This is a genomic window from Sphingomonas jinjuensis (assembly GCF_014197105.1).
GTDB classification, from domain to species: Bacteria; Pseudomonadota; Alphaproteobacteria; order Sphingomonadales; family Sphingomonadaceae; genus Sphingomonas; species Sphingomonas jinjuensis.
In genome coordinates this window covers 29,776-42,886 of record NZ_JACIEV010000013.1, presented here as the reverse complement: position 1 = coordinate 42,886, position 13,111 = coordinate 29,776, and the positions used below count along the sequence as shown (strand labels likewise).

Annotated in this window: 9 protein-coding genes; 4 read left to right on the top strand and 5 right to left on the bottom strand. The window is 66.8% G+C overall.

Annotation, left to right across the window (positions count from 1 at the left end; all coding sequences use genetic code 11):
• Both GGQ80_RS17125 and GGQ80_RS17120 read right to left on the bottom strand, forming a co-directional pair.
• A partial coding sequence (locus tag GGQ80_RS17125; RefSeq protein WP_343051084.1) for a DUF2924 domain-containing protein occupies nt 1–276 on the bottom strand: 276 nt, incomplete at its 3' end.
• 22 nt (nt 277–298) lie between these two features.
• Nucleotides 299–814, bottom strand: coding sequence for a DUF3489 domain-containing protein (locus GGQ80_RS17120; RefSeq protein WP_183987125.1), 516 nt, complete (start codon nt 812–814; stop codon nt 299–301).
• 370 nt (nt 815–1,184) lie between these two features.
• Between GGQ80_RS17120 and GGQ80_RS17115 the strand changes: the two genes are divergently transcribed.
• Nucleotides 1,185–3,524 carry a sodium:solute symporter family transporter gene (locus GGQ80_RS17115; protein WP_183987123.1) on the top strand — a complete coding sequence of 780 codons (2,340 nt, stop codon included), beginning with the start codon at nt 1,185–1,187 and terminating at the stop codon, nt 3,522–3,524.
• Here the strand turns inward: GGQ80_RS17115 and GGQ80_RS17110 are convergent.
• Genes GGQ80_RS17110 through GGQ80_RS17100 form a run of 3 tightly spaced genes read right to left on the bottom strand, consistent with a single transcriptional unit; the run spans nt 3,478 to nt 7,558 of the window.
• A complete protein-coding gene (locus tag GGQ80_RS17110) occupies nt 3,478–4,293 on the bottom strand; it encodes a LysR family transcriptional regulator (protein WP_221364471.1) in 816 nt (271 codons plus the stop codon). The genes GGQ80_RS17115 and GGQ80_RS17110 overlap by 47 nt on opposite strands.
• A 32-nt stretch (nt 4,294–4,325) precedes the next feature.
• The gene (locus GGQ80_RS17105; protein ID WP_183987121.1) at nt 4,326–6,716 is read right to left on the bottom strand and encodes a sodium:solute symporter; all 2,391 of its coding nucleotides are present in this window, start codon (nt 6,714–6,716) and stop codon (nt 4,326–4,328) included.
• Entirely contained in the window at nt 6,713–7,558 is an 846-nt protein-coding gene (locus GGQ80_RS17100; RefSeq protein WP_221364470.1) for an HpcH/HpaI aldolase/citrate lyase family protein, read from the bottom strand. Before GGQ80_RS17100 ends, GGQ80_RS17105 begins: the two co-directional genes overlap by 4 nt.
• A gap of 202 nt (nt 7,559–7,760) precedes the next feature.
• Between GGQ80_RS17100 and GGQ80_RS17095 the strand changes: the two genes are divergently transcribed.
• Genes GGQ80_RS17095 through GGQ80_RS17085 form a run of 3 tightly spaced genes read left to right on the top strand, consistent with a single transcriptional unit; the run spans nt 7,761 to nt 13,108 of the window.
• Entirely contained in the window at nt 7,761–9,983 is a 2,223-nt protein-coding gene (locus tag GGQ80_RS17095) for a TonB-dependent receptor (protein ID WP_183987119.1), read from the top strand.
• A gap of 17 nt (nt 9,984–10,000) precedes the next feature.
• On the top strand, nt 10,001–10,948 hold the full coding sequence (locus tag GGQ80_RS17090; RefSeq protein WP_183987118.1) for a ribokinase: 948 nt from the start codon (nt 10,001–10,003) through the stop codon (nt 10,946–10,948).
• Nucleotides 10,949–10,969: 21 nt separating this feature from the next.
• Nucleotides 10,970–13,108 (top strand): formylglycine-generating enzyme family protein, encoded by a 2,139-nt coding sequence (locus GGQ80_RS17085; RefSeq protein ID WP_183987116.1) that lies wholly within the window; start codon nt 10,970–10,972, stop codon nt 13,106–13,108.
• Nucleotides 13,109–13,111: the final 3 nt, after the last annotated feature.

Sequence of the window (13,111 nt, the reverse complement as noted above, 5' to 3'; positions counted from 1 at the left end):
GCCGTCATCGCCGACCACCACGACATGCGCCCTGCCGTTCCACTCGCGCACCAGCCGCATGCCGGGCGACACACTGGTAGTCCGCGTCCTGGCCGAAGCGAGCTGATCGAGCGTACGCCGCGTCTCGCGCGACAGCCCGCCAAAGGCCCTTGCCTGGATCTCCCAGGCAAGGGCGAGGGGAAGCAGCGACAGGCTCATCCGGGGGACAGGTGATCCCGTCAGCCTGCGCCACTTGGTGCGCAACTCGTCGGAGGACAGGCGTTCGAGACCTGCCACCTCATCCTTGACGCTCGCCACCTCAGGCCGCTGCCAGCAGGCGGTAGCAGGTCGCGCCGTCGCGCTTGCTGCGTTCGATCTGGTGGCCCTTCTTGCGCAGGCCCGTCAGCGCTGCGCGGGTGGTATGCGGCAGCCATCCGGTGGCAGCGATGATGTCGCCGAGGGTCGCACCGTCATCGCGCCCGAGCAGCGCGAGGACGTCGGCCTGCTTAGTCGTGCGGGACGGCAATGGGGCAATACCATCTACCTCAGCGTCAATCGTCGGCCTCCCGCCAGCCTCGTCCGCATCGATGCCGATCGCAGCCAAGCCAGAGGACGTGGCGAAGAGCCCAAAACGCAGGTCGCCATCGATGCGGTGAACTGCCGCTGCATCGGTGGTCTTGCGCTCCTCGGCGAAGCCGAAGGTCACAAGCGCTACCAGCGCCTTGGTCGTGCGGGCGTTAGCCGTCAGCGAGGAGGGAAGCGGCAGCAGACTGGCATCACCGCGCTGGCCGGCCGCGGCAAGCAGGATGCGGTGGGTGTCGTTGAGCTTGGTCATGTGGATTGCCCTTCGGTGCCAAGGCAGGACCAGTCCCGCCTTGCACCACCCACAGCCCCGCTCGATCCGATCGGCGGGGGGTAGGCCAGCGCTCAAGAGCAGCGCCGACTCGATGCCGTGCTGTTCGCTCTGCTCGCGTGGGAAGTCGAGCGGCATTGCCAACGCCGCGCAGTCGCATGGGTGCTTGAGGCAAGGATCACGGGTCAAGCATCCGATCGAAAGTTCTCAAGCTTTCGGAGGGTCTGGGCGTTGAACTGGGAGTGTAGGGAATGTGGGGTGCGAATGCAGTTTTGGTGGGGGTGTGAGGGCGGGGAGCCTGTGTTAGCCCTCCGAAGTGGTCGGTTACGGACCAATTCAGGGGAGGAGCTTCGTGCGCTGGCTGTTCGCGTTGCTGATGCTGTTGCTGGCCAATCCATCCTACGCGGCCGGTGAAATAGGGCAGAAGAGCGGCATCGTCCTCGTCTCGATCGGGGGTCGTCCGACGATCTTCGCAGGCCCCCGCACGCTCGCGATCGACCCACAGACTCGCAGGTGGCGATCGCTGGCGCGCCCGGCGCAGATCGACGGAACGGTCATCGCAGCCGTCGCGCAGCAGGAGCGCACAGCGCTGGTACAACCAGCTGCCAGCACGTCGACCAGGATCGTGATCGCCACCCTGACGGACGGCCGATTGGTCGGTCGCCCCCTTCCGAGTTTGCCCCTGCTGCCAGATTCGACGCGCGTCGCCTGGGATGGTGGCGCACTGCTTGCAGGCGGACTCGACGAACGCAGGCGTAGCCGGCTGCTGCGGATCGATCCAAGCGCCCAACTGACGTGGGACGATGTGCCCGTCTGGCCCGGCGGCGCCGCGCTGGCGGCGCTCGACGTCCAGAACCGGGCGCGGTTCGTTATCCTGAGCGATGGCCGGCAGATGCGGTGGCGGTCAAACGAGGGGTGGGTCGCTGTGCAGGCCCCGCCGCATCCGCTGGTATCGAACGTCGTCGCCAATGCGGGGCAGGCGCATGTTCTCTATGCGCTCGACGAGGCGGGCGCCGCAACGCTGTACAGCTATAACACGATCACCGACGCCTGGGCTCGGCGCCGACCGCTGCCTGTCGCATCTCCCTCCGCGCTTGCCGCCACCACGGGCGGTATGTTGGTGGTATCGCTCGATCGCGGCGTGCTGCGCAGTTGGACCGTCAGCGTCTCGCCACCGCGGCCCGGGCTCGCCGCGATCGATCTGGCGATCATCGCCATCTACATGCTCGCGATGCTGGCGATGGGGTTCAATTTCTACTCGCGTACCAGGGCCGACAACGCCGACGAATTCTTCCTCGGCAATCGCCGCATCCCGTTCTGGGCAGCGGGGCTGAGCATGTTCGCCGGTACGATCGGGTCGGTCAACTACCTTGCCTATCCGGCCAAGTCGTTCGAGACCGACTGGCAGTATCTGATGTCAAAGGCGACCTATGTTGGGGCGTTGATTGTCGTGGCGATCTGGCTGGCGCCATTCTTTCGCCGGCTCAACATGGTGTCAGTCAACACCTATCTCGAGGATCGCTTCCACCTGGGCATCCGCCTGCTGGCGAGCGGCCTGTGGATCATGCTGCAGCTCGGCGCGCGGATGGGGATCATCCTCTATCTGCCCGCGCTTGCGATCAATTCGATGACGGGCATCGACATCATCGGCTGCATCGTCGTCGTTGGGGTTTTCACGATCGTCTATACCGCGCTGGGCGGCATGCGCGCGGTCGTGTGGACTGACGTCGTCCAGGTGTTTGTGCTGATCGGTGGCGCGCTGTTCGCGATCGGCTACATCTTCTACGATGTCGGTTTTGCCAACGTGGTCGACACGACGGCGGCGTTCCACAAGACGCGCGCGATCAACCTAAGCTTCGACGTCACGCAACCGACGATCTGGACCTTCCTGGTCTTGGCGGTGCTGGAGGGCATCTTGTGCTTCCCGCGCGACCAGATTGTGATGCAACGCGTGCTGGCGACATCAACGCCCAAGGAAGCGAGCTGGTCGATCCTGACGTTCGCTGCGATCCTGATGCCGAGCGCGATTCTGTTCTATGGCATCGGCACCGCGCTATTTGCCTTCTATCGCGCGCATCCGGGCTTCCTCGATCCACAACTGCCGATCGATGCAGTCTTTCCGACCTTCATCGGCACGCAGTTGCCGCATGGCGTCGTCGGAATGGTCGTCGCCGGCGTGTTGGCGGCGGCGATGGGCGTGCTGTCGGGCATTATCAACAGCGTTGCGACGCTGCTATCGGTCGACTTCTACGCGCGGCTGCGGCGGGCACCAACGCAACGGCAGATCGTGCGTTTCTCGGAAGTCGCGAGCATCGTCGTTGGCCTGATCGGGATGGGAATCGCCATCCTGCTGTCGCGGCTCAACGTCCATTCGTTGCTCGACTTGACGATCGAGCTAGGCGGTGTGTTCGGCGGCAGCTTCGCCGGCGCCTTTCCGCTCGGCATGTTCTCGACCCGCACCAACTGGCAGGGCGCGGCGATCGGCATCGTCGTTTCGGCGATCGTCACCGGCGCGATTTGGGCGATGCAGGCGGTGCACCCGTATCTGTACCTTGCCATCGCGATCTTCGTGACGCTGGTGGTCGGCTATCTTGCCAGCCTGATCTTCCCGCCGCCGCAACGATCGCTGGACGGACTGACCGTGTTCACGCGGGCCCGTCGATCTCCGCCAGCAGAGCGTTCACCAGCTTGATGCGGATGCTCGATCGCGACCAGACGATGCCGACACGGCGGCCGATGCGTCGCTCGCGCAAGGGGATGGCGACGATGTCGAGTTCGGACGGCCAGGGATGCGACCACTGCGGGACCAGCGACACGCCAAGACCGAGGTTAACCATCACGGCGATCGCCTGGAGCATGTCGACCTCGTAGCGCTCGTTGGGAGTGATGCCGAGCTCGCGCAGATACTTGTCCGGCCCGCGCCCGCCCCATTTGTTTCGGTCGTAGCGGATGAAGGGCTCGTCGCGCAGCAGGTCGAGCGGGTCGCGGTTCGCCATCGCCGCGGGCGCGAGCACGACCAACGGCTCTTCGCGGATCAGCAGCCACTCGCAGGTCTTGGGCAGCGGATAGGGTGCCTCGAGCACGCAGGCGGCGTCGAGGTTGCCGGCGAGGAGCTGAGTATAGAGCTGGACCGAGTTTGCCGATTCCACGCGGAAGCGGATGTCGGGATATTTGGCCGTCACCTTCGCCATCAGCTGGGGCAGGATGCCGATCAGCGCAGTGCTGCACGCACCCAGCCGGAGTTCGCCGCCGATCGATCCGTCGTGCGCCAGCCCGCGCAGATTGGCGCTGTCGCGGACCAGCTGGCGGGCGTGGTTGAGGATGCGGCTGCCCTGGTCGGTCACCTTCACCGTGCGGCCGATCCGGGTGAGCAGCGGCACGCCGAGTTCCCGCTCCAGCGCGCGCAGCTGTTGCGCGACCGCCGAGGCGCTGAGGTTGAGCGAGCGGGCTGCCGCGGCCATCGAGCCCTGATCGACGACCGAGACGAAGGTCTTCAGGAAACTGATGTCGATGGTGCCGCCTCCCCGCGCTGGCCACGGCCGTTGCCGGTGAAGATCGTCAGCCCTTGCAGCTGCTCCTGGGCGGGCGGCGGGAAGAACAGGCTGGCGACGTAGCCGATCACGATCGACGCGACGATCGCGATGGCGAGGTAGAAATAGGGATGCACGAGCCCGAAGAGCCACGCGATCAACGTGATCAGCGATGCCGCGACGATTCCGATCGCGACGCCCTGCCAATTGGCGCGGGTGGTGAACATGCCGAGCGTGTACGATCCGGCGCAGCTGCCGCCGAGCAGGCCGAACAGCTCGATGGTGAGATCGAGCAGCGAATGGACGTCGAGCCGCGACAGCACGATCGCGATGGCGACGCCGACGAGGCCGACCAGCACCGTCATCCACTCGGCGAAGCGAACCGACTGTTTTTGCGTCGGTTCGATTTTGCGCAGGCGCGCGTAGAAATCGACCGACAGCAATGTCGCGACCGAATTGATCGTGCCTGACAGCGTCCCCATCGCCGCGGCGAACAGACCGGCGATGATGATCCCCGTAACGCCGTGCGGCAGCTCGGTGCCGATGAAGGCGGGGAAGACGGCGTCGACAGGCAGCAGTGGATCGAGCCGGCCGGGATTGGCGCGGTAATAGGCGAACAGCGTCGTACCGATGATGTAGAAGATGAACCCACCCGGTAGCAGGATGGCGGCGAAGGTCCACACCGACCGGCTCGCCTCCTTCGCCGATGGGGTCGACAGCGCGCGCTGCATCAACACCTGATCCTTGGGGAAGGTCAGGACGGTGTCGAAGGTGATGAGGATGATGAATCCCCACAGCGTCGGCGTGGTGAAATCGGTGCTGACATTGACCAGCTTCGTCTTATCGAACTGGGCGGCGGTGTCGACGATCTGTGCGAAGCCGACCGCGTGGATCATGAAGCCGATCGCGAAGATCGCGCCGCCCATCAGCACGACGACCTGGAAGAAGTCGGTCCAGATCACCGCCTTCATGCCTCCCAGCGCGGTGTAGACGATGGTGCAGACGCCGATGACGAGGATGCACAGGATGACGTTGGTTCCGGTGATAGTCCCGATCGCAAGCGCGGGCAGAAACAGCACAACCCCCATGCGGCCGCCGACGTGCATCAGGATCGCCAACGCCGACGACAGCATCCGGATCGCGGGATGGAAGCGGGTTTCGAGATAGCTGAACACCGACACCAAGTTCAGCCGGCGGAACATGGGGATCACCCAGAAGGCGACGATGATCAGCCCGACCACCGTCACGATCTTCGACATCATATACTGCCAGTCGGTGTCGAACGCCTTGGCAGGGACGGCGAGGTAGCTGATCGAACTGGTGTTGCCCGCAAACATCGACACGCCCGCCGCCCAGAAGGGGATGGCGCGCGAGCCGAGGAAGAACTCGCTGGTCGAGCCCATCCGCGAGCGCCGCCAGAAATGGCAGCCGATCGCGAGCATCGCCACGAGATAGCCGACGACGATCGTCCAATCGAGCCAGCCGAGCGGACGACGCTGGTACTGGAGCTCCGCCGCCTCGCCGCGCCAGCCACCGGGGTTGCGGGCAAGGGTGAACAGGCCGGCGCCATAGGGAACCGCAAGCGACGCGGCTGGCTGTCGCCAGCCCAATCGCGACCAGGCGTCGGTGATGCCGCTGTAGGCATAGAGATCGCTGGCGCTGCCCTGTTTGAGCAGGAACAGGAGGTTGGCCTGTCCGACCGGACGCGCGAAGCCGCCGGCCGGCGTGCCGGGCGCGGGCGTGCGGCGCTGCCATCCGGTCTTGCCGGTCCAGCGCCACATCGCTCCATCGGCGGTGAGGAGATAGAGCGCGCCGTTCTGGTGGGCGATCGCGGTGGGGGCGACGCGGTTCGGCCAGGGCGGTTGTGCTGTCCAGCCACGCCCCGCGTCCAGTCGCCACAGTACCGGAACTCCGTCCGCCAGTCCGGCGATCATCGTCGCATCGCCCTGGGCCAGCGCAACGGCGTTGGTGATCGGCCGCGGCAAGGCGGGCAGGGCGTCGACGACGAGGCGGCCACCCTGACGGGTCAGCCGCGCGGCGCGATCGATCGTGCTGCCGCCGAACAGCGCCACCGGCCGATCGGGGCTCGCGACGAGGCGGATCGTGCCGGCAGCGGCCAGGGCGCGCGCGTCGAGCGCGGTCCAGCCGCGGCTCTCGGCATCGAGCATCCAGGCGCGGTCGCGATCGATAACAAGCGGACGGCCATCGATCGTCGCCAGCAGCGGCGTGGCACCGATGGCGGGTAGCGGGGGCGCGGCAGTGGCCTTGAGCGCCGATACCGGCTCCTGCGCCTGCGCGGGAGCGAGTGTGCCGAGGGTGAACAGGAGCAGCGCGATCAGGCGGAACAGGATCATGCCGGCCTCTCCCCGGCGAGCAGGGCGCGGGCCTGATCGATCATCGGGCGATCGACCATGCGGCCGTCGAGGGTGAAGGCGCCGCGCCCCTCGCGCGCGGCGCCCTCGGCCGCGGCGAGAAGGCGGCGGGCCTGGGCGAGCCGATCGCCATCGTCGAACACGGCATTGGCGATCGGCACCTGCCGCGGATGGATGCAGCTCTTGCCGGCATAGCCGAGGCTGCGGGCGAGCGCCGCCTCGGCGCGGAACCCCTCGTCGTCGGTCAGGTCCGGCCAGGCGCCGTCGAGCGCCAGGCAACCCGCGGCACCACTGGCCAGCCGCACGCTCCACAGCGCGGCATGGGCGTGGCGCGGATCGGCGCGGTCGATGCCCATCGACGCGAACAGATCGTTGAGCCCGACCTGAAGCCCGGCGACGCGCGGGTGGGCGCCGGCGATGGTGGTGGCTTGGGCGACGCCGGCAGCGCTCTCGATGTTGAGGAGCAGCGGCGCGTCGACACCGTGCCCGTCGAGTGCGGCGGCGGCGTGGCGGACTGCGGCTGCATTGTCGATCTTGGGCAGGTTGACCAGATCGATCGGCGCGCCGGCGAGCACGGCTGCGTCGGCGGCGAAGTGCGGCGTGTCGACGGCGTTGAGGCGGACGATGATGGTCTTGCCGCTGGCGCGCAGCAGGTCGGAGGCGAGGATGTCGGCGAGCGCTTGCCGAGCGGTCTCCTTGCTGTCCTCGGGCACCGAGTCCTCGAGGTCGAACGAGATCGCATCGGCCTCACCGGCCAGCGCCTTGGCGAACAGGGCGGGGCGCGAGCAGGGCACGAACAGCTTGCTGCGGATCCTGGCCGCCATCATCCTCCCCCAATAACGCCTCGCGCCGTTGCGGCGCCAAGACGATAGTATCGGCGTGGTCTTACCCCCCTTTCCTGCGCACGGGAAATCACAAAAGCTTAGGTCTGAAGACAGCGTCCGGCGGATTTATTGCCCCGCGTGCTGCGCTTAAGCTTTGCGTCAAAGCCCGGCCGTGACCGAGCATGACAGGAGGGGGTTTTCGATGCGCAATTTCGCTCGCGTGACCGTGGCCACGTTGATGATCGGTGCGGCGTGGAGCGGCGCCGCCGCCCAGCAGACCGGACCGCAGCCGGCCGATCCGACCACGATCCAGAAGGCGGCCAGCTCCACGCCCGATGTGCCGCCGGCGGAAGCGACGGGGGCGGTCGACCAGAACGCCGATAGCGAAACCGTCATCGTCACCGGCAGCCGCACGCCCAAGGCGGTCGACAAGATCCCCGGCGCGGTCACGATCATCTCCCCCGCCGAAGTGCAGCGACAGCTGGCGATCACCGACGATTCCACCGCGATCCTGGGCCGGACGGTGCCGGGCTATTCCGAATCGAACCAGACGATGAACACGCTGGGAGAGACGATGCGCGGGCGTACCGCGCTCTATCTGTTCGACGGCATTCCGCAGTCGACGCCGCTGCGCGACGGCAGCCGCAATGCGACCTTCACCGATATGAGCACCATCCAGCGCATCGAGGTGATCGGCGGCGCGTCGGCAGCGGAAGGGATCGGCGCGGCTGGCGGCATCATCAACTATATCTCGAAGCGGGCGACCGAAGAGGGCATCCATGCCGGAATTGCCGGCCGCTTCGGCACCCAGTTCCGCGACGACAGCGAGATCTACAAGGTCAACGGCTATGTCGCGTACAAGGAAGACAAGCTCGACGCCTATTTCAACGCGGCGTACGTCGATCGCGGCATCACCTATGACGCGCGCGGGCGGCGGATCGGCCTCAGCGCCTCGTCGTCGCTGGCCGATACAACGCAGCGCAACTTCTTCGGCAAGATCGGCTCCGACTTCGACGACCACCAGCGGATCGAGGCGGTGGCGAGCTTCTTCCGCATCGCAAGCAAGGGCAATTACCGCTACCAGGCGGGCAGCCGTGCACTCGGCATCCCGGACACGGCGGCCCCGGGCCCGCCGCTCGGCACCAACGGCCAGTCGCTGGCTGGCACTGAATTTAACCAGTTCCTGCAGCTGGCGGTCAACTACAGCAATACCGACCTGTTCGGCGGCAGCCTGGTCGCGACCGTCTATGGCGCGCGACAGCGGATGCGCTTCCCCGGCGACAATGGCGTCGACCGCCAGGATCCGCTGATCGCGCCGCTCGGCACGCTGGTCGACCAGTCGGAGATCAATTCGACGAAATACGGCCTGCGCACCTCGTACACGCGGCCCGACTTCCTGCTGACGGGGCTGGAGCTGCGCTTCGGCGTCGACCTCGTCCACGACACGACGCAGCAGGAGCTGGCGTTGACCCGCCGCGTCTGGGTACCGCCGCTCAAATACGACAGCGTTGGCCCCTATGTTCAGCTGTCCTACGACATGGGGCCGATCACCGTCAGCGGCGGCTGGCGGCACGAGGACGGCAAGGTCCATGTCGACGATTACACGACGACCTATTTCCGTAACCGCGCCTTCGTGAAGGGCGGCGACCTGAAGTACAAGAACGACCTGTTCAATGCCGGCGTCATCGGCCGGTTGGGCGGCGGCTTTTCGGTATTCGGATCGTACAGCGAGGGCTTCACGCTGCCCAACGTCGGCATCCCGCTGCGCAACGTGAACTATCCCGGGCAGAGCGTGAACGGCATCCTCGACCTGCAGGCGGTGGTGTTCAAGAACAAGGAAGTCGGCGCTAACTGGCGCGGCAGCTGGGGCAGCATCGGCGCATCCTACTATGATTCGGAATCGAAGCTCGGTTCGACGCTGGCGATCGACCCGGTGACGCGCGACTTCGTCCTGGTGCGGCGCCCGGTGCGCATCCGCGGCATCGATTTCACCAGCGAGTTCAAGCCGACCGACACCATCCGCCTGAACCTGCTGTACAGCCATGTGAAGGGCGAGACGACCGCCGCGGCAGGCGTGCTCAGCCCCTATTCGGTGACGCTGGGCACGGTGAACATCAGCCCCGACAAGCTGAACGGTATCGCCGAATGGCGCTTCACGCCCGAAGGATCGGTGTCGGTCGGCGCGACCAGCATCCTCAGCCGCAGCATCAACCAGGGTACGGCGCTGGCCGAGAAGACCAATGGCTATACGCTGTTCGATGCCACTGCGAGCTATAAGCTGAAGGGCATCGGTACGGTGACGCTGGCGGCGGAGAACCTGTTCAACCGCTATTATTTCCTGGCGTCATCGCAGGTCGATATCTTCCAAAACTATTTCGCCGGACGCGGGCGGACGGTGTCGCTGTCGCTGCGGGCGGACTTCTGATCGGGGGATAGGGGATCATGACCGGCATCGGTCGCGCTGGTCCGGTGCTGGTCGCCGGATCGGCCAATATCGACTTCGTCGTGCGCGTGCCGCACATCCCGGCGCCGGGTGAGACGGTGCTGGGCGGCGCCTTCACCATGGTGCCGGGCGGAAAGGGCGCGAACCAGGCAGTGGCGGCCGCGCGCGCCGGGGCGGCGACGTCGTTCTTGGCGGCGTTGGGCGACGATCCGTTCGCGCCGGTGCTGACGCGATCGCTGGAGGAGGCCGGGGTGACGTTGCTGGCGGTCGCGTCCGACCAGCCGACTGGCGCCGCGCTGATTACCGTGTCCGACGACGCCGAAAATGCGATCGCGGTAGCGCCCGGTGCCAATGCTACGTTGGCGCCGGGCGACCTGCCCGTCCTGGCGGACACCGCCTGGCTAGTGATGCAGCTGGAGACGCCGCTCGCCACCGTCACGGCCTATGCCGCATCGGCGCGGCAGGCAGGGACGGCGGTGCTGCTCAACGCCGCACCGGCGCAGCCACTGCCCGCGATGCTGCTGGAGCAGATAGACGTCTTGGTCGCCAACGAGGAGGAACTGGCCGGGATCGCCGCGGGCAAGACGATCGCGGAACGGCTCGCGGCCACGGGGGTGCGCTGCGCGGTAGTGACGCTGGGTGGGCGCGGTGCCTGCGCGCTGGTCGATGGCGACCATCATTGCCAACCGGCGTTTGCGGTCTCGCCGATCGACACGACGGCGGCGGGCGACAGCTTCTGCGGCGCGCTGGTGGCGGCGCTGGCGGAGGGGCGCGGGATCGACGACACGCTTCGCTTCGCCGCCGCCGCAGGCGCGCTAGCGACGACACAGGCGGGCGCGCAGACCAGCATTCCGCGTCGTGCCGAGATCGACGCGCTGCTGGCGGAGCGGGCGGACGATGCGACCGCGCTGGCGGCGCTGAGGGATTATTGCGGCATCGCCGCCTAACATCATGGACGGGATCGAACGATGACCACCTCGCCGCACCGGACGAGCACCAGCGTCAAATTCTCGCACGCGTTGACCGGGCCCTATTTCGCGACGCCCGGTGCAGCGCCGGGCTGGCCGTTCCACGACATCGGCCGGTGGAAGGTCGACGTGAACGCCGCCAGCGACGACTGGGTGCAGGGCCTGGTCGAGTGGCGACGCGAGCATCTGATCCGGATCGGCTTCGACGACAGCCTGTATCGGCATCCGGCGCTGGAATGGGCGCAGTCCAACTTCGTCCACGCACTGCTGATGGCCGAGGATCGCTACTTCTACAATCCGGACACCGGCCGCTACACCGTCGACCGCTATCTCGACGATCTGGAAGCGCGGTTCGGCGGCATCGACAGCGTGCTGATCTGGTACATCTATCCCAATGTCGGCATCGACGATCGCAGCCAGTTCGACCTTATCCACGCCCTGCCCGGCGGGATCGAGGCCGTGCGCCAGGTAGTCGCCGATTTCCACCGCCGCGGGGTGAAGGTGTTCCTGCCGACGATGGCGTGGGACAATGGCACGCGCGACAGCGATGCCACCGATTGGGATCGCCTGGCCGAGCTGGTCGTCGCCACCGATGCCGACGGCATCAACGGCGATACCTATTCGGGCGTGCCGCGCGCATTCCACGTCGCGTGCGAGAGCCGCGGGCGACCGGTGATCCTGGAACCGGAATCGACCGCGCAGGCGGGCGACCATCACCTGTCGTGGAACCTGCAAAGCTGGACGAAGCGCATCCCCAACGAGCCGGTGCCTCACGTCGTCAAGCTGAAGTGGCTGGAGCCGCGCCACATCGTCAACATCGAGAACCGCTGGAGCCGCGAGCGCACCCACGACCTGCAGCACGCCTTCTTCAACGGCATCGGCTATGTCGCGTGGGAGAATGTGTTCGGGTGCATGAACCTGTTCACCGATCGCGATGCCGAGACGCTGCGCCGCGTCGCGACGATCCAGCGGCGGTTCGCGTCGTTGCTGACCGGGCCCGACTGGCGCCCCTATGAGCAGACGTTGCAGGCGGGCGTCTTCGCCAGCCGCTGGCCGCGCAACGGGCAGACGCTGTGGACGCTCGTCAACCGGCAGGAATATGTCACCGACGGCGAGCAGCTGTCGGTGCCGCACGTCGACGGCACGCGCTATTACGACGTCTGGAACGGCATCGCGATCGAGCCGCGGATCGAGGATGGCCGCGCGATCCTGTCCGCCGATATCGAAGGGCGCGGCTTCGGTGCGTTCCTGGCGGACACGACCGGGGTGGACCTGGGCGACTTCCTTGCGACGATGAAGGGCTTGGCGACGCGTCCGCTGGCGAGCTTCTCGCCGACCTGGCATTCGGCGAAGCAGGCGCTGGTGCCGGTCGAGCCGACCCGCCCGAATGAGACGCTGCCCGAGGGAATGATCGAGATCCCGGCCGCCGACTTCGATTTCGCGGTCCATGGCATCGTCATCGAGGGCTATGCCAACGAGGGTGTCGACGTTCAGTACCCGTGGGAGGATAGCGCCCGCCGCGCACACCGCCATCGTATCGCCATCGAGCGGTTCGCGATCGATCGCCATCCCATCACCAACGCGCAATTCGCCGCCTTCCTTGCCGACAGCGGCTACCGGCCGGCCGACGCCCAGAACTTCCTGGCGCATTGGCATGATGGTGCGGTGCCGGCGGGGTGGGAGGATCGACCGGTCACCTGGGTCGGGATCGAGGATGCGCGCGCCTATGCCGCTTGGGCGGGCAAGCGGCTGCCGCGCGAGTGGGAGTGGCAATATGCCGCCCAAGGCACCGACGGGCGGCGCTATCCCTGGGGGAACGACTGGCGCGAGGACGCGGTGCCGCCACCGTCGCTGGCGCGTGCCATGCCCGACCCCGCGCCTGTCGGCACGCATCCGGCGGGGGCAAGCCCGTTCGGCGTCGAGGACATGGTCGGCACGATCTGGCAGTGGACCGACGAATATCGGGACGATCACGTCCGCGCCGCGGTGCTGCGCGGTGGCAGTGCGTACCAGCCGCAGACCTCGCACTGGTATTTCCCGCAGGCCTATGCGCTGAACGAGCATGGCAAGTATCTGTTGATGGCACCGGCCAAGGATCGCTCGGCCGGCATCGGGTTCCGCTGTGCCGTCGACCTCTGATCT